Origin of the sequence: Mycobacterium vicinigordonae (assembly GCF_013466425.1) — a bacterium.
GTDB classification, from domain to species: domain Bacteria; phylum Actinomycetota; class Actinomycetes; order Mycobacteriales; family Mycobacteriaceae; genus Mycobacterium; species Mycobacterium vicinigordonae.
Window position 1 is genome coordinate 1343952 of sequence record NZ_CP059165.1, and the last position, 20054, is coordinate 1364005.

At 67.3% G+C, this 20054-nt stretch carries 16 protein-coding genes and 1 pseudogene; 9 read left to right on the plus strand and 8 right to left on the minus strand.

Features of this window, described 5'->3' with window-relative positions; all coding sequences use genetic code 11:
* The first annotated feature begins 78 nt into the window (after positions 1 to 78).
* The gene (locus H0P51_RS05945) at positions 79 to 660 is read left to right on the plus strand and encodes a helix-turn-helix domain-containing protein (protein WP_180917065.1); all 582 of its coding nucleotides are present in this window, start codon (positions 79 to 81) and stop codon (positions 658 to 660) included.
* Positions 657 to 2924 carry a VIT domain-containing protein gene (locus H0P51_RS05950; protein WP_180917066.1) on the plus strand — a complete coding sequence of 756 codons (2268 nt, stop codon included), beginning with the start codon at positions 657 to 659 and terminating at the stop codon, positions 2922 to 2924. The genes H0P51_RS05945 and H0P51_RS05950 overlap by 4 nt, the downstream gene beginning before the upstream one ends.
* A gap of 20 nt (positions 2925 to 2944) precedes the next feature.
* Here the strand turns inward: H0P51_RS05950 and H0P51_RS05955 are convergent, their stop codons facing one another.
* Entirely contained in the window at positions 2945 to 4276 is a 1332-nt protein-coding gene (locus H0P51_RS05955; protein WP_180917067.1) for an aspartate aminotransferase family protein, read from the minus strand.
* A 202-nt stretch (positions 4277 to 4478) separates the two neighbouring features.
* On the opposite strand from H0P51_RS05955, the gene H0P51_RS05960 reads away from it, so the two are divergent.
* Positions 4479 to 6209, plus strand: coding sequence for a PPE family protein (locus H0P51_RS05960; RefSeq protein WP_180917068.1), 1731 nt, complete (start codon positions 4479 to 4481; stop codon positions 6207 to 6209).
* A 10-nt stretch (positions 6210 to 6219) separates the two neighbouring features.
* Entirely contained in the window at positions 6220 to 7128 is a 909-nt protein-coding gene (locus tag H0P51_RS05965) for a sigma-70 family RNA polymerase sigma factor (RefSeq protein WP_180917069.1), read from the plus strand.
* A 12-nt stretch (positions 7129 to 7140) separates the two neighbouring features.
* On the opposite strand, the pseudogene H0P51_RS05970 reads toward H0P51_RS05965, so the two are convergent.
* Positions 7141 to 7728, minus strand: a pseudogene (locus tag H0P51_RS05970) (carboxymuconolactone decarboxylase family protein); the annotation flags it as partial.
* Between the two features lie 95 nt (positions 7729 to 7823).
* Here H0P51_RS05970 and H0P51_RS05975 point away from each other — a divergent pair.
* On the plus strand, positions 7824 to 8369 hold the full coding sequence (locus H0P51_RS05975) for a condensation domain-containing protein (protein WP_246398424.1): 546 nt from the start codon (positions 7824 to 7826) through the stop codon (positions 8367 to 8369).
* On the opposite strand, the gene H0P51_RS05980 is transcribed toward H0P51_RS05975, so the two are convergent.
* The 5 genes from H0P51_RS05980 to sdhC all read right to left on the minus strand — a co-directional run bounded on the left by H0P51_RS05980 (position 8281) and on the right by sdhC (position 12608).
* Positions 8281 to 9141 carry an SCO6745 family protein gene (locus tag H0P51_RS05980; protein ID WP_180917071.1) on the minus strand — a complete coding sequence of 287 codons (861 nt, stop codon included), beginning with the start codon at positions 9139 to 9141 and terminating at the stop codon, positions 8281 to 8283. The genes H0P51_RS05975 and H0P51_RS05980 overlap by 89 nt on opposite strands.
* A 93-nt stretch (positions 9142 to 9234) precedes the next feature.
* Positions 9235 to 10035 (minus strand): succinate dehydrogenase iron-sulfur subunit, encoded by an 801-nt coding sequence (locus H0P51_RS05985; protein WP_180917072.1) that lies wholly within the window; start codon positions 10033 to 10035, stop codon positions 9235 to 9237.
* A complete protein-coding gene (sdhA, locus tag H0P51_RS05990; protein ID WP_180917073.1) occupies positions 10035 to 11789 on the minus strand; it encodes a succinate dehydrogenase flavoprotein subunit in 1755 nt (584 codons plus the stop codon). The genes H0P51_RS05985 and sdhA overlap by 1 nt, the downstream gene beginning before the upstream one ends.
* Before the next feature lie 16 nt (positions 11790 to 11805).
* Positions 11806 to 12273, minus strand: coding sequence for a succinate dehydrogenase hydrophobic membrane anchor subunit (locus tag H0P51_RS05995; RefSeq protein WP_180917074.1), 468 nt, complete (start codon positions 12271 to 12273; stop codon positions 11806 to 11808).
* The gene (gene sdhC, locus H0P51_RS06000) at positions 12270 to 12608 is read right to left on the minus strand and encodes a succinate dehydrogenase, cytochrome b556 subunit (protein ID WP_246398724.1); all 339 of its coding nucleotides are present in this window, start codon (positions 12606 to 12608) and stop codon (positions 12270 to 12272) included. Before sdhC ends, H0P51_RS05995 begins: the two co-directional genes overlap by 4 nt.
* 240 nt (positions 12609 to 12848) lie before the next feature.
* On the opposite strand from sdhC, the gene H0P51_RS06005 reads away from it, so the two are divergent.
* From H0P51_RS06005 to H0P51_RS06020, 4 genes are all read left to right on the plus strand, one after another.
* Positions 12849 to 13247, plus strand: a complete 399-nt coding sequence (locus H0P51_RS06005; RefSeq protein WP_180917076.1) for a cytidine deaminase — start codon at positions 12849 to 12851, stop codon at positions 13245 to 13247.
* 173 nt (positions 13248 to 13420) lie between these two features.
* Complete coding sequence (locus H0P51_RS06010; protein WP_213016727.1) at positions 13421 to 14353, plus strand: alpha/beta hydrolase family protein; 933 nt, start codon at positions 13421 to 13423, stop codon at positions 14351 to 14353.
* A 5-nt stretch (positions 14354 to 14358) separates the two neighbouring features.
* A complete protein-coding gene (locus H0P51_RS06015; RefSeq protein ID WP_180918775.1) occupies positions 14359 to 15642 on the plus strand; it encodes a thymidine phosphorylase in 1284 nt (427 codons plus the stop codon).
* A complete protein-coding gene (locus H0P51_RS06020; protein WP_180917078.1) occupies positions 15642 to 16721 on the plus strand; it encodes an adenosine deaminase in 1080 nt (359 codons plus the stop codon). The genes H0P51_RS06015 and H0P51_RS06020 overlap by 1 nt, the downstream gene beginning before the upstream one ends.
* 18 nt (positions 16722 to 16739) lie before the next feature.
* On the opposite strand, the gene H0P51_RS06025 is transcribed toward H0P51_RS06020, so the two are convergent.
* Positions 16740 to 19991 carry a helix-turn-helix transcriptional regulator gene (locus H0P51_RS06025; protein WP_180917079.1) on the minus strand — a complete coding sequence of 1084 codons (3252 nt, stop codon included), beginning with the start codon at positions 19989 to 19991 and terminating at the stop codon, positions 16740 to 16742.
* Between the last annotated feature and the right edge of the window lie 63 nt (positions 19992 to 20054).

The window sequence follows — 20054 nt, forward strand, 5'->3', positions numbered from 1 at the left end:
GTGACTGATGTGGCGTAAGTTGCGGGTCGAAACCCGGTATTTGACAGTGTCGGAAACCTAAATGACACTGTCATTATCATGAAGTTGCTGACACTTCCCGAATTCGCCGCCGCGGCCGCCGAGGCCGTGCGGGCATCCGGCGCGGCACCGGAGAACCGGCAGGCCAAGGCCGTCCCGGCCGAGCGGATGGTGCGCTATTACACGGCCCGGGGTCTGCTACCCAGGCCGGGAAACGCCGGCCGCGCGCTGACCTACGGGCGCACGCACCTGGTCAGGCTTGTCGCGATCAAGCGGTTGCAGGGCCAGGGACTGTCCCTGGACGACATCGCCGCACGGTTGGAGGGGATGTCGCAGGACGACGTGGAAGCGCTGGCCGCGATACCGGCGGGGGCTATGCCGGCCGACCTGGGCGACCCCCAGCCCACTGCCGAACCCGCCCGCGCGGCCGGCACCTTTTGGCGGACGGTTCCCGCGGCCGCGTCCGTCGCACCCGTTGCGGCCGAACCGGCGGTGACCAGCCTGCAGGCCGTCCGCCTTTCCGACACTGTCACCTTGTTGCTGGACGGATCTGCCGGCCCGCTGCCCCCGCTCGACTCGTTGCGCAGTGCCGCGACGCCGCTGCTGGATCTGCTCGCCACCGCATGGAAGGACTCGCCATGAATGCCCAATTGTTGCCCCTGCTGCCGCCGGAATCCGCCCCGCCGGTTCGAGCCGACGTGCCGTCGTGCGGCGAGCTAAGCGCGGCGGACGGCCGTCCGCTGCCGCTCAAGGCGCTCAGTGTCGAGACCGCGATTGTGGGCATGACGGCCACGTCCACGGTGCGGCAGCGGTTCGTCAACACCGGCGACACCACCATCGAGGCCACGTATGTGTTCCCGCTGCCTTCCCGGGCCGGGGTCACCGACTTCGTCGCGGATCTGGCCGGACGACGGGTGATCGGCGTGCTCAAGGAGCGCGGCGAGGCCCGTGCCGCGTACGAACAGGCCATCGTGGCCGGCCAGCGCGCCGCGATCGTGGAGGAGGACCGCTCCGACGTCTTCTCGGTGCGGGTCGGCAACATCGGGCCGGGCGAAGCGGCCACCATCGAGATGCGGCTGACGGGCCCACTGCCGTTCGAGGACGGCGAGGCCACCTTCCGCTTTCCGCTGGTGGTCGCCCCGCGCTACACCACGGGCACCCCGCTGCCGGGCGACCAGACCGGTTCGGGACAGGCCGCCGACACCGATGCCGTGCCCGACGCGTCGCGGGTGACCCCGCCGCGGCTGCTCGATTCCGAAGACCGCCCGGACCTGGATATCTCGCTGACCGTCGACGGCGCCGGACTGGCGGTGTCGGAGCTACGCGCGAGCCTGCCCACCGTTGTTACTGCCGGCGACGGACCGAGCGTGCTGCGGCTCGAGCCGGGCGTGCGCGCTGACCAGGACTTCGTGCTGCGTTTCCTGGTCGACCGCAGCGGGCTGTCGTCGTCGGCGGTGCTGGTGCCGGACGCCGAAGGCCACCAGGGCACCTGGGCGGTGACCGTACTGCCGCCCGCCGAGACATCCAGTGCGCCTAGGGATGTGGTGGTGGTGCTGGACCGCTCGGGATCGATGCACGGCTGGAAGATGATCGCTGCGCGACGGGCAGCCGGCCGGATCGTAGACATGCTCGACGCGCGAGATCGGTTCTGTGTACTGGCTTTTGACGACCGGATCGACACGGTACCCCGGCTCAGCGCCGGATTGGTCGAGGCCAACGACCGCAACCGGTTCGCGGCCGCGTCCTGGCTGGGTTCACTGGACAGCCGCGGGGGAACGGAGATGGCCGAGCCGTTGCAGCGGGCGGTCCAGCTGCTCAGCGATTCCGGCGCCGAGAGGCAGGCCAGCGTGGTGCTGGTGACCGACGGGCAAATCACCGGCGAGGACCAGCTGCTGCGGACGCTAGCCCCCACGGTCGGGAGCACCCGCATCTATTGCGTGGGCGTCGACCGCGCGGTCAACGCGGGCTTCCTGGACCGGCTTGCGCAGTTGGGCACCGGGCGATCGGAGCTGGTCGAATCCGAGGAACGGCTGGACGAGGTGATGGCGCGGCTGGCCCGCACCATCGGGCGCCCGGCGCTGACCGGGCTGCGGGTCCGTGCCGACGGCGTCGAGCTCATTGACGACACCGTCACGCCGAGCCGACTGCCCGACGCTTTCGCCGGTGTGCCGAGGGTGATCTCCGGGCGCTACCGGGGCCCGGGCCCCGCAACGTTCCGGATCGAAGCCGACGGCTCCACGGTGGCCACGCTGGACGCGCGGATCATACCGGAAGCTGTTGCGGTTCAGACGATTTGGGCTCGGGCGTTGGTACGTGATCTGGAGGACGACTACGCTGCGTACCGCGCCGACGACGAATTGGCCGCGCAGATCGTCGCGCACTCCATCCGGTTCGGGGTGCTGTCCCGCTTCACCGCTTTCGTGGCCGTCGACCCGTCACGTACCGACGCGGGGCCACTCGACGAGGTGATCCAGCCCGTCGAGAGGCCCTCCGGCTGGGCGCCCACAGTGGGATTCGCGCCCACCGGAATGGCTAATTCGGCCGCCTGCCTGGCGATGCCCGCGCCAGCGGTGTACTCCGGGCCCGAAGCCCGCGCTACCCGGAAGCCCGCGCCCGCGCGGCTGCGGCCGCTGGACAAACTGCTCAAGCAGGTGGAGAAGGCAACCCAGGTGCGGCGTTCTGGGCTCGACGCGGTGCTGGCCGAACTCGAGCAGCATCGGGATGCGGCGACGGAGCCCGACCTGCACGCGGCGCTGGTGCAGCTGTGCAATGCGTTAGCGCGGTTCGTGAAGGGTCAGACGCAGGCCCAGTCGCGGGAGGTGCTGGTGGCCGTAGACGCGGTCAAGCGGCTGCTCGGCGGCAGCGATCGCGGACCACGCGTCCGGAAGCTGCGGTTCTGGGAGTAGCGCAGGCGCGGCTTCGCCGACTAAAACCGCTCCCAGACCTGCCTCAGCACACCGCGCAGGATCGATTCGATGGTGTCGAACTCGGCCTGGCCGCTGATCAGCGGCGGGGCCAACTGGATGACGGAGTCGCCGCGCTCGTCGGTGCGGCAGTACAGGCCGGCGTCGAACAGTGCCGCGGACACCCGTCCCAGGAGCACCGACCGTTCGTCGTCGGAGAACCTCTGCTTGGCGGCCTGATCCTTGACCAGTTCGATACCGAAGAAGAAGCCTTCGCCGCGGACATCGCCGACGATCGGTAGGTCGTAGAGCTTTTCCAGCGTCGCTCGCAGGGCCGGGGACTGCTGCTTGACGTGATCGTTGAGGCCTTCGCGCTCGAAGATGTCCAGGTTGGCCAGTCCGACGGCGGTCGACACCGGATGGCCGCCAAAGGTGTAGCCGTGCGCGAACATCGTGGAGCTGTCGTAGAACGGCTCGAACAGCCGGTCGCTGGCAATCATCGCGCCCAGCGGTGAGTAGCCCGACGTCAGGCCTTTGGCGCAGGTGATCATGTCCGGCACGTAGCCGAAATCGCGACAGGCGAACATCGAACCGATCCGGCCGAACGCGCAGATCACCTCGTCGGAGACCAGCAGCACGTCGTAGGCATCGCAGATCTCACGGACCCGCTCAAAGTAGCCCGGCGGGGGCGGGATGGAGCCGCCGGCATTCTGCACCGGTTCCAAGAACACCGCGGCGACGGTGTCAGGGCCTTCGAATTCGATGGCTTCGGCGATCCGGTCGGCGGCCCAGCGCCCGAACGCTTTCTCATCGGTGTCATAGGGCTCGGGGGCGCGGTAGAAGTTGGTGTTGGGCACCCGGAATCCGCCTGGGGTGACCGGTTCGAAAGGCTGTTTGTACTTAGGCAGTCCGGTGATGGCCAGCGCGCCCTGGGTGGTGCCGTGGTAGGCGACCGAACGCGAAATCACCTTGTGCTTACCGGGTTTGCCGGTGAGCTTGAAGAATTGCTTGGCGACTTTCCATGCCGTCTCCACGGCTTCGGTGCCGCCGGTGGTGAAGAACACCCGGTTCAGGTCACCGGGGGCGTAACCGGCGACGCGTTCGGCCAGTTCGATCGCTGTCGGGGTGGCGTATCCCCAGAGCGGGAAGAACGCCAGCGTCTCGGCCTGTCGCGCCGCGACCTGCGCGAGTTCACTGCGGCCGTGGCCGACCTGCACGACGAACAGCCCGGAGAGCGCATCCAGGTATGCCTTGCCGTGGTCGTCGTAGATGGTGACGCCGTCGCCGCGGGTGATGACCGGCGGCGTGAACCCCGGACCGTGTTGGCTGAAGTGCAGCCAGAGGTTGTCGGCCATCGCTGGCGAGCGTAACGCCGAGTCCGCGGTGGCCAGCAGTCGGAGGCCTTCCTGGGAATGAGCTGTGAGCCTCCGCGCTCTAGTTGCTAATGACAATCATTGTCAATAATCTCATGACGAATTCATATGAACCCAAACACCCGGGGGAGTTACGGATGACGTACCGGTCTGCACTGCGCGGGTTGGCGGACGGCGGTTGACCATGTCGGCACCGATCTGGATGGCCTCACCGCCGGAGTTGCATTCGGCGTTGCTGAGCGGCGGGCCCGGGCCGGCGTCTTTGCTGGCGGCGGCGGACGCGTGGAGCCTGCTCAGTGCCGAGTACACGGCCGTGGCCGAGGAATTGCTCGCGGTGCTGTCCGACGTGCAGGGCGGTGCCTGGGCCGGGCCGACCGCCGAGTCATACCTGGCCGCCCACATCCCGTTCTTGGCATGGTTGGAGCAAGCAGGCGCAAACAGCGCCGCCGCCGCTTCCGGCCTGAGCACCGCCGCCGCGGGCTATACCGCCGCGGTAGCGGCCATGCCGACGCTGCCCGAACTGGCTGCCAACCACGCGATCCACGGCGTGCTGGTGGCCACGAACTTCTTCGGTATCAACACCATTCCCATCGCGCTCAACGAGGCCGACTACGCGCGGATGTGGGTACAGGCCGCCACCACGATGGGCGTCTACCAAGGAGTGTCCAGCGCGGCGGTGGCGGAGGCGCCACCGACCCCCGCGGTCCCACAGATCGTGAAAAACGACGCGAGCGAGGCGTCGAACCCGCTGCAGGGCATTGAGCAGTTCTGGCAGAACCTGTTGCAGGAATACCAGAACTTCGCCAGCAACCCGCAGCTCAACCCGTTCACCAATTTCGAGAACCTGGTGAACAATCCGCAGCTGGATGCCATCCTCGAGCAGTTCGGTATCGGCAACGACACCGTCGCGCACGACCCGACTGTGGTCAACGGGCTGGACAATGCGATCGCCAACATCCTGCAGCGCTTCGGCTACACCTGGAACCCCGCGCAGGGCACGCTGAACGGGCTGGATTACGACGACTACACCGACCCGACCGTCGCGGCCTTCTGGGTGGCCCGGTCGCTGGAGCTCAGCGAGGACTTCCAGCAGTTCTTCGTGTATCTGCAGACCAACCCAGTGCTGGCCGTGCAGTACCTGGTGAGTCTGGAGTTATTCGACTGGCCGACCCACCTCGCCGAGATTTTCACCCTGACCAGCCAGCCGGCCGCGCTTGCGGCCGCGCTGCCGGTGGCAGCCGCCCCGTTGGCGTCTGTCGGCGGACTGGCCGGCCTGGCCGGGCTGGCGGCACTGCCCGCACCCGCGGTGGCGCCACCGCCGGCGCCTGCGGTGGTTCCCGCGCTGACCCCGGTCGTCGGGGTGGGCTCGACGTTCGCCGCGCCGGCCGCGGGGGTGGCGGGGGCGCCGCCGCCCTCGCCCACGCCACCGAGTCCGCCCGCACCGGCCAGTCCGGCGCCGCCGCCGGCGCCCGGTGCGCCCGGTGCGGGTTTCACGCCCCCGTACGTGGTGGGCGGTCCCCGAATCGGCTCCGGCTCCCCGATGGGTTCAAGTGCCAGCGCCCGGGCGCAACGCAAAGCACCGGAACCGGATTCGGCTGCCGCCGGTGCTGCGGCGGCCACCCGAGAGGCAGCACGGGCACGTCGGCGGCAACGGTCCAAGCGACACGGCGACGCCGACGAGTACATGGACATGAACGTCGACGTCACGCCGGACTGGACACCACCGCCCGATCAGACAGCCCCCTCTGGCCGCGGCGCCGGCCAGCTCGGGTTCAGCGGAACCGTCGGCAGTCGGTCCGCCGACCCGGCGGGCCTGGCCACGATGACCGACGACTTCGGGGCCGGGCCGACCATCCCGATGCTGCCCGGCACGTGGGAGCCGGACGACTGGGAGGACCAGCGGCCCGAGCGTTAGGGTCGAAAATATGGCGGCGACCCAACAGATCTCGGAATTCGAGGCGTTGCGGCCACACCTGATGTCGGTCGCCTACCGGCTGACCGGGACGGTAGCCGACGCCGAGGACATCGTCCAGGACGCCTGGCTGAGGTGGAGCACGCAGGATGGGGCGATCCATGACCTGCGGGCGTGGCTGACCACGGTGGTGAGCCGGCTGGGCTTGGACCGGTTGCGGTCGGCGGTGCACCGGCGCGAGATGTACACCGGCAACTGGCTGCCTGAGCCGGTGGTCACTGGCTTCTCGGACTCCCAACCCGCCGATCCGCTATCGGCGGTGGTGGCCAACGAGGACGCCCGATTCGCGGCGATGGTGGTGCTGGAACGGCTCAGCCCCGACCAACGGGTGGCATTCGTGCTGCACGACGGGTTCGCGGTGCCGTTCGCCACTGTCGCCGACGTGCTGGGCGTCAGTGTCGCCGCCGCCCGACAGCTGGCGTCGCGAGCCCGCAAAGCCGTCGCCGACGCACCGCCGCCCGAGCCCGACCCCGGCCACGCCGAGGTGGTCGGCAGGCTGATGGCCGCGATGGCCGCCGGCGACATCGACACCGTGGTCTCGCTGTTGCATCCCGACGTCACGTTCACCGGCGACTCGAACGGCAAGGCTCCCACCGCAGTGCACACCATCCGCGGGGCAGACAAGGTGGTCCGCTTCATGTTGGGCCTGGCCCAGCGCTACGGGCCGGCGTTCTACACGGCCAACCAGCTGGCGTTGGTCAATGGCGAATTGGGTGCCTACACAAGCGGATTCACCGGCGAGGACGGTCGTCGAGACTTGGCTCCGCGGATCACCGCGATGACAGTGCGCGACGGGAAGGTGGTCGCCCTGTGGGATATCGCCAACCCGGACAAGTTCACCGGCTCTCCGTTGCGGCGCTGACCCGTCCGCGGGTCAGTTCCAGGGCACCCGGCAAGTCTCCCCGGAGCTGAAACCCTGCTCGGTGATGCCCAGCGCCGAGTACATCCGAGCGCGCATGTTCTCGACGCCGATCTGATAGGTCAGTTCGATCACGCCCGCCGCACCGAACCGGGCGCGCAGATCGTCGACCTGTTCGTCGGTCACCGAATGCGGGTCGGTGGTCATGGCGTCGGAGTAGGCGATGGCGGCGCGCTCGTCCTCGGTGAACAGCGGCGAGGTCGCGTACGCGTCGATGTCTCGGAGCCGGTCGATGTCCAACCCGTCCAGGCGCTGCAGCATCGAACCGAAGTCCACGCACCAGGAGCATCCGATGGTTCGCGCGGTCCAGAACACCGCCAGCTCGCGCGCGCCGGCCGGCAATGTCTGCGACGCGCGCTGCAACATCGTCTCGTGCACCGCGTTGGCGATCAGTAGCCGCGGGTGGTGCGCAGCGACGGTGAACGGTTCGGGAACCTCGCCGAAGCGCCGCTTGGTGACCCGGTACATGGTGCGAACCAGCAGGCTGGCGCGCTTGGGGGGCAGGGGCTCGATGCGGGTGTGTTGTGTCATGACCATTGGACGAGACGGGGCGTCGGTTCGTGACAGCGCGTTGGTGATGGAGGCAGCGCCAAGGATCCACCAAGGATTCGTTGAGGTCCGCCCAGGAGTCTGGGCGAGTGGAACAGCCAACGTCGTCTTACTGGACTTACACCGCGATTCCGATGGTCAACGACCTCGAGGAGCAAGCGCACCAGGAGGTGCTGGTCGCCGACTCGCGGCTCGATCAACCGGGCATCTGCGCCGCGGTGGAGGCAGTCTTCGAGGCCAACCCCACCCTGGGCGCGGTGTTCGAGCCGAGTCGCGACCACTGGTTGTCCCGCCCGGGCGGCGCCTGGAGCTGGGCTGTCGAGCCGCCGGGGGCCACGGTGACCGAAGTGATCGCGCGGCAGCGCGCCTGCTATGACAAGCGCACCGGCCGGCTGTTCGCGGTGTCGTTGCTGCCTGGCGCCCGCGACCGGCTGGTGCTGACCGCCAGCCACCTGTGCGTGGACGACACCCTGTGGCGTGCCGTGGTCGATGGTCTGATGACGGCCTACCGGGGCGGAGTCCTGGCGCCCGACGCTGAGTATCGGGCTAGAAATCGTGCCGGATGCTCATGGGCGTGGTGGCGGGCAAGTCGCCGCCGCCGATCACCAGTCGCGCAAGCGGCGTCAGCGCACTGAACAACAGTTGAAGTTCGTCATCGTCCAAACCGTCGAATGCGTGCAAAGCCAATGTGTCGGTGACGGTCTCGATCTGGTCCTTGAGGCGGCGGCCTTCGGGCGTCACGGCGCCGTCGTGGCCGAGCAGGCCGCGCGCGGAGAGGCTGCGCTCGCAGGCGCCCCACTCGGCCTCGTCGTAGTGACGCGCGCGCTTCATGTATTCCGCGGACACCTCGGTGGCCGCGGCGTGCAGCACATTCGATTCGCGCCCCGAGATGCCCGCGGCCGCCAGCACCGCAATGTGCCCGTCACCGCGATGCTCACGCAACAGCGTCGCCGCGTGCCACAGCGCGGCCACCGGCTCGTTTGGCACCCGCAGCGCGATGTTGGCCGCGAACAGCGGCCGGCCGCTCAGCGGTGTGCGCTGTGCCGCGCGGATCGCCAATTGTGCTGCGGTGCGCACAGTTTCGTTGTCGGTTACACCACAACGCCGTAACGCCGCGACCGCTGAGTCCTGCCGGGCCCGCAGCACGACATCCGGCGCGGCGATCTCCCACGCCGCGGGCAACGCCTTGGCGACCCGCTCGTGGGAGAAGTTGTAGAACACCGCGGTCACCACTTCCGGCGGCACCGGACCCAACGGAGCCGAGCGGGCCGCGAAGTAACCCGCGAAGAAGCCGCGGTAGCCCAGGCCGTCCAGCGCTTCGCGGGTTTCGGACGCGAAGTACGTCACGGCATGGATCGATTCGAAGCGGTCGTAGAACTGCCGGGCCAGTTCGGGTGTGCGTTGCATGATTGCAGCTAAGCATTTCCCAGGTGCCCGCCAAGTCCGGGATCGTCGCCGAGCCCCGCGCGGACCGAGCCGCCAGACTCGCCGCGCCGAACGTCAACGCGAGAACATGGTGGCGCGTTTAACCTCTTGGATCGCCTTGGTCACCTCAATGCCGCGCGGACAGGCGTCGGTGCAGTTGAACGTGGTGCGGCAGCGCCACACGCCGTCGACCTCGTTAAGAATGTCGAGTCGTTCGGCGGCCGCCTCATCGCGGCTGTCGAAGATGAAGCGGTGCGCGTTGACGATCGCCGCCGGCCCGAAGTAGCTGCCCTGATTCCAGAACACCGGACAACTTGTGGTGCAGCACGCGCACAGGATGCATTTGGTGGTGTCGTCGTAGCGCGCGCGGTCGGTCGGGCTCTGGATTCGTTCGCGGGTGGGCGGGTTGCCGCTGGTGATCAGGTACGGCTTGATGGCCCGGTACGCGTCGAAGAACGGTTCCATGTCGACCACCAGGTCCTTCTCCACCGGCAGCCCACGGATCGGTTCGACCGTGATGGTGAGTTTCTTGCCCGGCTTTTGCGGCAGCAGGTCGCGCATCAGCACCTTGCAGGCCAGCCGGTTGACACCGTTGATCCGCATCGCGTCGGACCCGCACACCCCGTGCGCGCAGGAGCGGCGAAAGGTCAGCGTCCCGTCCAGGTAGCCCTTGACGTAGAGCAGCAGGTTCAGCAGCCGGTCACTCGGCAGGCACGGAACCCGGAAGCTTTGCCAGCCGCCGGTCGCCGCGAACTTGTCCGGGTCGTCGGGGTTGAAACGTGCGATCTTCAGCGTCACCATCACCGCGCCGTCGGGCACCGGTGGCAGCGGCGGGTCCAGCGTCTGGACGTCGGTTGCATCGGGCTCCGGGTTCATCAGTACTTTCTTTCCTTCGGCTCATACCGGGTCTGCACAACGGGTTTGAAGTCCAGCCGAATGTCGCTGAGCAGGTCGGTGCCCTCCTTATAAGCCATCGTGTGGCGCATGAAGTTGACGTCGTCGCGGTTGGGGTAGTCCTCGCGGGCATGACCGCCGCGCGACTCTTTGCGGTTGAGCGCACCCAGCACGGTGACCTCCGCCAGCTCCAGCAGAAAGCCCAGCTCGATGGCCTCCAGCAGGTCACTGTTGAATCGTTTTCCCTTGTCGTGCACAGTGATTCGGGAATAGCGCTGTTTGAGGGCGTGAATGTCGGTGAGGGCTTGCTTGAGGGTCTCCTCGGTGCGGAACACCGCGGCGTTGTTGTCCATCGTCTGCTGCAGGGCGGTGCGGATGTCGGCCACGCGTTCGTTGCCGTGCTCGCTCAAGATGTCGGCCACCCAGCCCTGCACCATCGCGGCCGGTTCCGGTGGCATGTCGGCGAAGTCGTTGCCGCGCGCATAGGCGGCCGCAGCCAGTCCGGCGCGGCGCCCGAACACGTTGATATCCAGCAGCGAGTTGGTGCCCAGCCGGTTGGCGCCGTGCACCGAAACGCACGCGCACTCTCCGGCCGCGAACAGGCCCGGCACGGTGTTGGTGTTGTCCCGCAACACTTGTCCGGTGACCGTGGTCGGGATGCCGCCCATCACGTAGTGGCAGGTCGGGTACACCGGGACCAGCTCGTGCACCGGGTCCACGCCGAGGTAGGTGCGGGCGAACTCGGTGATGTCGGGCAGCTTGGCCTCCAGCACGTCCTCGCCGAGGTGGCGCACGTCGATGTACACGTAGTCCTTGTTGGGGCCTGCGCCGCGGCCCTCGAGCACCTCGAGGACCATCGAGCGGGCGACGATGTCGCGGGGCGCCAAGTCGACGATGGTCGGCGCGTAACGCTCCATAAAGCGTTCGCCGTCGGCGTTGAGCAGCCGGCCGCCCTCGCCGCGCACCGCCTCGGAGATCAGGATGCCAAGGCCAGCCAGTCCAGTCGGATGGAACTGGTGAAATTCCATGTCCTCCAAGGGAAGTCCCTTGCGGAACACGATGCCTATACCGTCTCCGGTCAATGTGTGCGCGTTGGAGGTGGTCTTGTACATCCGGCCCGAGCCGCCGGTGGCCAGCACGATCGCCTTGGCGTGGAAAACGTGGATCACCCCGGTCGCCAACTCATAGGCGACCACCCCGGTGGCAATCGGCCCGGTTGGGGTCTCGGTCAGCACCAGGTCCAACGCGTAGAACTCGTTGAAGAACTGCACATCGTGCTTGACGCAGTTCTGATAGAGCGTCTGCAGGATCATGTGGCCGGTACGGTCGGCGGCGTAGCAGGCCCGGCGCACCGGCGCCTTACCGTGATCGCGGGTGTGTCCGCCGAAGCGGCGCTGGTCGATGCGGCCCTCGGGGGTGCGGTTGAACGGCATCCCCATCTTTTCCAGGTCCAGCACCGCGTCGATGGCCTCTTTGCACATAATCTCCACGGCGTCCTGGTCGGCGAGGTAGTCGCCGCCCTTGACGGTGTCGAAGGTGTGCCATTCCCAGTTGTCGTCCTCGACGTTGGCCAGTGCGGCGCACATCCCGCCCTGGGCAGCGCCGGTGTGGCTACGCGTCGGGTACAGCTTGGTCAGCACCGCGGTGCGGACGCGGGGACCCGCCTCGACCGCCGCGCGCATTCCGGCGCCCCCGGCGCCGACGATCACCACGTCGTATCGGTGTTGCTCGATCACAGGCCCTCCGACTCTTCTACGAGATGTTCGGGTTGAAGGTCATCAGCACGTACGTCCCGAGCATCAAGGTGAACACCATCGACGCGGTAAGCAGCGCGTTGAGCCAGAATCGGGTGATGTTCTTACGGCTGTAGTCGTCGATGATGTTGCGGATCCCGTTGCCGCCGTGCAGTTGTGCCAGCCACAGCAACAGCAGGTCCCACACCTGCCAGAACGGCGAGGCCCAGCGTTGCGCGACGAAGTTGAAGTCCAAGCGGAAGACGCCGCCATCCCACATCAGCATGATGAACAGGTGGCCGATCGCCAGGAATACCAGCACGATTCCGGAGAACCGCATGAACAGCCACGCGAACTTCTCGAAGTTGGGTATTCCGGCGCGGCGGCGCGGGGAGCGGGGGTTGTCCAGGCTGGCCGGCCGGTCGTAGCTGCGTTGCCGCACCGGTGCGATCTGGCCGGGGCCCAACTGCAGGTCGGGGCTGCTCATCGCAGGTGCTCCGATACGTGGATACCGATCACCACTCCGGCCATCACCAGGGGTATGAGGAACGCCACCGCAACGACCCACAACATCGTTCGCTGATGACGGGGACCCTCCGACCAGAAGTCGATCAGGATGATTCGGATTCCATTGAGCGCGTGGAACAGCACCGCGCCCACCAGGCCGTACTCCATCAGGCTGACGATCGGGGTCTTGTATGTCGCCAGGACCTGGTTGTAGGCCTGCGGACTGACCCGTAGCACCGCCGCGTCGAGCACGTGGACGAACAGGAAGAAGAAGATCGTGGCTCCGCTGATGCGGTGCAACACCCACGCCCACATGCCGGGATCGCCTCGGTACAAGGTGCGTGGCGGGCGTCGTTTGCGCGGGGATCCCGGGCTGACCGGTTCCGCGGTCTCGGTTTGCGTACTCACCTGGGTTCTCCCCCTTCTGCCGGGCACCCGAGCTTAGCTCGGTCGACGTTGCCCGCGGTAGAAAAGCAGTGCGATTAACATCTCGCGCGGCGGTGGAGGCTAGGGTTGCTTTCATTGATTCTGCGCGTCGGCGAGCGGGGCTGCAAGATGGCTGATATTAATTGGAATATGTTGCGGGACAACGCAATCAAGCTATCCGCGCGAGCTTATGCGCCGTATTCTAGGTTCCCGGTGGGGGCTGCCGCGCTGGTGGACGACGGCCGCATCGTCGCTGGCTGCAATGTGGAGAATGTCTCATATGGCCTTGGTCTCTGTGCCGAATGCGCGGTCGTGTGCGCCCTGCACGCCGGCGGTGGTGGCCGGTTGCTGGCACTGGCGTGCGTGGACGGCAACGGTGCCCCGCTGATGCCGTGCGGGAGGTGCCGCCAGCTGCTGCTGGAACACGGCGGACCGGACATGCTGATAGACCACGCGCAGGGCCCACGCCGCCTGGGCGACCTGCTGCCCGATGCCTTCAGCCCCGATCTGCGTCGGCAATCATCGTGAGCGACAACATATTTGTGTCCCGCCGGACAGTCATGCGCCGCCGGGTCGCATTGATTACCGTCGTGGTCGCCGTCAGCGTCGGGCTGGTGGGATGCGGCTCACACTCGGGTACAGCCTCGCCCCCCGCGTCGCCCTCGTGGTCGGAGGAGTCCGTCACATTCCAGGTGGGCGAGATGACGGTGTATGGCACGTTCCGTCACCCGGCAGGGCAGAGCCCGGGCGTGCCTGCGGCGCTGCTGATTGCCGGCAGTGGGCCGACCGATCGCGACGGGAACTCCGCGGTCATGCCCGGCCAGATCGACACATTGCGGAATCTGGCCCAAGCCCTCTCGGACAGCGGAGTGGCTAGCTTGCGCTACGACAAACTCGGCACCGGTCAGACCGGTGTCGGCCCGTACGCCAAGGACCCAGGAAAACTCGACATGGCCGTGTTTCAGGATGAGGCGAGCGCGGCGCTGAGCTTTTTGGCCGGCCGGCCCGGCGTCGACAAGCACCGGCTCATGGTGATCGGCCACAGCGAGGGCGCCTTGTACGCCCTGCTGCTGGCCACCGCCGCGTCCGGGACGGTCCCTTCGGTGCGGGCGCTGGGTTTGCTGGAGCCGCAGAGTCGCCGCGTCCTAGACCACGTCTTGGAGCAACTGCACGCCCAGGCCGACGCGGCGGTCGCGGCTGGCAAACTGACCACGGCCCAGGCCGCCGAGTACACGGCGGCTTTCGACAAAGCTATCCAGGAATTCCGGGCAACCGGTCAGGTCCCGGCCGACGAGCCCGCGGCGCTCAAGCCGATCATCAACGCCGCCAACGCCAACATCCTGCAGCAGGAAGATGCCGTCAACCCGGCCGACATGGCCGCGAAGCTGCCCCGCGGCATGCCGGTGCTGGTCAGCTGCAGCGACGCAGACACCCAGGTGAACTGCGCCGACGTCGACCAGTTGGTATCGGGGCTGACCAGTGCCGGCACCAACACCGACTTTGTGCACCTGACCGGCGTGAACCACGTTCTCAAGGAGGATGCCAGCAAAGCGCCGGACAACTACACCAGGCCGCTGCCCTTCTCTGCCCAGCTCACCGCCGCACTGGCGTCCTTCGTCAAAGGCAACCTTTGAGCCAGTTGGTATCCGGCACGTTCGACGCGCCAACGGTCATCCGCGTTAAGCGGGACGGTGGCCGGCTGCCGGACGCCGCGATCGACTGGGTAATCGCTGCCTACACCGACGGCCACGTCGCCCCTGAACAGATGTCGGCGCTGCTGATGGCGATATTCCTGCGCGGCATGGATCGCGGCGAGACGGCCCGCTGGACAGCCGCGATGCTAGCCTCCGGACCCCGGATGGACTTCACCGACCTGGGTCTAGCGACCGTGGACAAGCACTCCACCGGCGGCGTCGGCGACAAGATCACCCTGCCCCTGGTGCCCGTCGTTATGGCATGTGGCGGCGTGGTTCCGCAGGCGTCCGGACGCGGGTTGGGTCACACCGGAGGCACCCTGGACAAGCTGGAATCGATCGCCGGATTCACCAGCGAGTTGTCCAATGCGCAAGTGCGCGAGCAGCTCCGGGACATCGGGGCGGCCATCTTCGCCGCGGGTGAGCTCGCCCCGGCCGATGCCAAGCTCTACGCGCTGCGTGACGTCACCGGCACCATCGAATCGTTGCCGCTGATCGCCAGTTCAATCATGAGTAAGAAGCTGGCCGAGGGCGCGGCCGCGCTGGTACTCGACGTCAAGGTCGGCTCCGGGGCTTTCCTGAAGTCCGAAGCGGACGCCCGCGACCTGGCCAATACCATGGTGGAGCTCGGCCACGCGCATGGTGTGCCAACTCGCGCGCTGCTGACCGACATGCGCGGCCCGCTTGGCCGAGCCGTCGGCAACTCCCTGGAAGTGGCGGAGTCGCTGGAGGTGCTGGCCGGCGGCGGCCCGACCGACGTGGTGGAGCTGACCGTGCGGCTGGCCGCCGAGATGCTCGAGCTGGCCGGGATAACCGGCCGCGATCCGGCGCAGACGTTGCGGGACGGCTCCGCGATGGATCGGTTCCGGCGGCTGGTCGCGGCCCAGGGTGGGGATTTGGCGAAACCTTTGCCAATTGGTGAGTGTTCGGAAACCGTGACGGCCACCAGGGGCGGCACAATGGGCGATATCGACGCAATGGCAGTGGGGCTGACGGCGTGGCGGCTCGGTGCGGGCAGATCCCGTCCGGGTGCGCGGGTGCAGCACGGCGCCGGCGTCCGGATCCATCGCAGACCCGGCGAACCGGTGGCCGCCGGCGACGCTTTGTTCACGCTCTACACCGATACTCCGGAACGGTTCGGCCCGGCGCTGGCCGAGCTGGACGGGGCCTACCGGGTGGCCGACGAGCCGCCCGCGCCCCGGCCGCTGATCATCGATCGGATCACGTGATGCTGACGCTGGAGAACATCCGCCAGGCGCCCAAGGCGCTGCTGCACGACCACCTCGACGGCGGGCTGCGCCCGGCCACCGTGCTCGAGATAGCGGAGGAAATCGGCTACGACGGCCTTCCCGCCGCCGACGCCGTCGCACTGGCCACCTGGTTTCGCACTCAGTCACACAGCGGCTCGCTGGAGCGCTACCTCGAACCGTTCTCGCACACCGTGGCGGTGATGCAGACTCCCGACGCGCTGTACCGGGTGGCCTACGAATGCGTGGAGGACCTGGCCGCCGACTCGGTGGTGTACGCCGAGGTGCGGTTTGCCCCAGAGCTGCACATCAACCGGGGACTCTCGTTCGACCAAGTTGTCGACGCGGTGCTGGCGGGATTCGTCGCCGGTGAAAAGGCTTGTGCGGCAGACGGTCGCACGATCAAAGTGCGTTGCCTGGTGACCGCGATGCGACACGCTGCCATGTCGCGGGAGATCGCCGAGCTGGCGATCCGGTTCCGGGACAGGGGCGTGGTCGGATTCGACATCGCCGGCGCCGAGGCAGGCCACCCGCCGACCCGGCACCTGGATGCGTTCGAATACATGCGAGACAACAACGCGCGCTTCACCATTCACGCCGGCGAGGCATTCGGGTTACCGTCCATCCACGAGGCGATCGCGTTCTGCGGCGCCGACCGGCTGGGTCACGGAGTGCGCATCGTCGACGACATCGATATCCATGCGGATGGGACGGTCAAGCTGGGGCGCCTGGCATCGTTGTTGCGCGACAAGCGAATTCCGTTCGAAATGTGTCCGAGCTCCAATGTGCAGACCGGAGCGGTGGCCAACATCGCCGAGCATCCCTTCGACCTGTTGGCGCGCACCCGCTTTCGGGTGACCGTCAACACCGACAATCGGCTGATGAGTGACACCACGATGAGCATGGAGATGTACCGGCTGGTCGAGGCGTTCGGCTACGGCTGGACCGATCTGCATCGCTTCACCATCAACGCGATGAAGTCCGCGTTCATCCCGTTCGATGAGCGGCTGGCGATCATCGACGAGGTGATCAAGCCGCGCTATGCGGTGCTGATCGGGTAGCGAGTCGGCGGTGCTGACTCAGGCGTGTCGTGCGGCCTCCTGGGCGAGTTGTACACGGGAGTTGTTGCCCAACTTGGTATAGACGTGGGTGAGGTGGGTCTGCACCGTGCGCGGCGAGACAAAGAGTCTTTCGGCGATATCTTTGTTCGAAAGCCCTTCTCCGACAAGGCGAACCACGTCGAGTTCGGCACGCGTCAGGGATGCCCAGCCGCTTGCCGCGCGTTTCCGCTCACCGCGCCGACGCTGCGGGTAGGCGATCGCCTCCTCGGTGGAAAGCGCGGCCCCGTCGGCCCAGGCGCATAGGAGTTGATCCTCGTCCATCGCCGTCCGCAGCGCGGTCACTGATGATTCGTATACGGCGTCGTAGACCTTGAATCGTACCGCGCCGGTACGCTGCCGCTGCGCCTCGGCCGCTCCGAAAAGCCTCGCGGCCACGGATTGATTTTCTTGATCGACGGCCAGCCGGGCCAGGGACTCGAGGATAGCCGGAACGCAGTTGTACGCCCGCACCTCGGCCGCGCAGGACAGCGCGGCGTAGGCGTCACGTTCGGCCTGCTCCGGTTCGCCCTGGCTCATCGCCACCCGGGCGCGCGTCGTCAGCGCCAGTGCGAGGTGCCAGCCGGACGTCGCCTCGACGGCCTCGTCGGCGCACTGCCGAGCTTCCGCCAGATCTCCGGACGCCAGCAGTACCTGGGACTTGAAGGCTCGCCAGAAATGGGCCGTTTGGGGCTGAGCGTTCAGGTTCAGCCAAGCCTTCTCGTTCGCCTCCTGCGCGGCCTCGACGTCACCCTCGACCAGTGCGGCGAGCACCAGCGTCGCATAGCCGAGTCCGGCGAAGTACTGGCCCGCCTCGGTGGCACCCGCAATGGCGGCCTCGGCGGCGGCGCGTGCACCGCGCACGTCGCCCTGGTAGGCGAGAGCATCGCCCAGGCCCTTGAGGCTCAGTGAAGTCAGCAGGTCGGTGTCGCTGCCATCGCTCACCAGCTCGGCGAATTCCTCTGCGGCCCTGGCCAATTCGCCATGCCAGAGTCGTGCATACGCCACGCTCAGCCGGCACTGGCGGGAGCTAACCAGGTCACCGATCGCGTCGGCGACAGCGCTCCCCTCGCTGCCGATCGCGTAGGCGGCGGCCGCGTCGCCCGCCACCATGGCGGCGTTGCTCTGCCAACTCAGGATCTGGCTGAGCCGCCACTGGTCCCCGGTGGAGCGGGCGTGTTGAGCCGCTTCGGCGAAGTATTCCTGCACCTCGTTGGCCTCATAGTTGAAGCCGGCCGTCAAGCCGCGCGCGGTCAGCGCCCGGGCCAGCAGTACAGGGTCCGCAATCTCACGCGCCATTGCCAGCGCCTCCTCGGCGCGCTGCCGGCTTGCGGCCGCGTCGAGGAATATGTCGAGCACAGCCATATCAGCAAGCGCTCGCGCGCACACCTGGGGGGCGATGTCGTGAGGGTCCGTAAGATCCTTCGCCAGCAAGGATTCAAACCACGAGCGGCCCTCGCGCATGTGTCCGCGGCTGAGCCACAGCGGTTGCAGCGACGAAGCCAGCGCCATGGCGGATTCCCAGTTGTAAGTCTCGCGGCACCAGGTGAAGGCGGCGCGCAGGTTGTCGATCTCGGTCTCGGCCTGATCCAGTAATTCGGCGTAGTCGGAGCGTCCCGGACTGTCGAGTCGCGCTGCCATGGCGATGTAGTGGTCACTGTGACGCTCACGCACGGTGTCGGTTTCGTCCGCCTCGTGCAGTTGCTCCATCGCGAATTGGCCGATCCCCTCGGATCTGCGGTATCGCGTCCGGCCCGCCGTGCTGTCGGCGACCACCAGTGACTTGTCGACCAGCAGGGTCAGCTCGTCAAGCACCTGGTAGTGCGGTAACTCACCGAAGCCGGCCACGGCCTGCACCGTCTCGAGGTCGAAACCGCCGACGAACACTCCCAGCCGCCGGAACAGGATCCGCTCGGGTTTGCTCAGCAGTTCGTGCGACCAGTCCAACGATGCCCGCAACGTCTGATGGCGCAGCGGTGCGGTGCGCGCACCGCCGGTCAGCAGGCGGATCTTGTCGTCGAGGCCGGCCATGATCTCGGGCAGCGACAACGACCGTACCCGCGCGGCCGCCAGCCCGAGGCCCAATGGCATGCCGTTCAACCTTCGACATATCTGGCTCACCAGTTCGACGTTGTCGTCGGTAACGGCGAAGTCGCGTCGGGCCAGCCGGGCACGGTCGGCGAAGAAGGCGATCGCGTCGTCGGACGACAGTGTCGGCACGCGCCAGACCACCTCGCCCGCCACCGCCATCGGCTCGCGACTGGTAGCCAGCAGGGTTAGTTCGGGGCAGCCCTGCAACAGTGCTTTGATCTGTGCCGCCGCGCCATCCAGCAAATGCTCGCAGTTGTCCAGCAGGATCAGTGATCGACGCCTGCAGAGGAAACGGACCAGGCTGTCCAGCGTGCCGTGTCCAGTGTGATCGACGAAGCCGAGCGCGTCGGCAATTACGCCCGGCACATCGTTGGGATCGGTGATCGGCTCCAGATTGGCGTAATAGACCTGGTCAGGTCCCTCCGGGGCCAGTTGAGCCGCAACCTGCACGGCCAGTCGGCTCTTCCCCACACCGCCGCCGCCGATCAGCGTGACCAACCGGTTGTCGGCCAGGATCGGTAGTACCTCTGCAATCTCGCGCCTTCGGCCGATGAAGCTGTCCAGCTGCACCGGAAGTCGACCCGCAACCGACTGGGTGGGCGCGCGAAGCGGCGGAAAGTTGTTGGGCAGGTCGCGGTGGCCCAACTGCGAGATGTGTTCCGGGCGAGGCAGATCACGCAGTTGATACGATCCGCAATCGATCAGCCAGGTCCCGTCCGAGAGCTGGTCGAGGACCATGTCGGCGGTGGTAGCCGACAACAACGTCTGCCCGCCGTGCGCGAGATCACGCAGCCGCCCCGCGCGATTGATCGTCGCGCCGACGTAGTTGTTGTCGTCGCGCAACTGCACGTCGCCGGTGTGCAGGCCGATGCGCAGTGCTATCGGTTCCAGCGGACTCAGCTGCAGTTGGAGGGCGCAGGAGACAGCGTCGGCGGCACGTCCGAACGCGACGACGAAGCTGTCACCTTCGCCTTGTTCGATGGGCCGGACACCGCCATGGGACGCGACGAGGTCGGCGAGGGTCCGATCCAGCAGTGCAATCGCGGCCGCCATCTGCGCGGGCTGGGTCTGCCAGAGCCGGGTAGAGCCTTCGATGTCGGCCAAGAGCAACGTAACGGTGCCGGTGGGCAGCAATTCGCTCACTCTCCAGTGCGAACGGCGGGTCCGAATTTTGTGTACCGATCCCGATCATGCTAGTCAGCATCG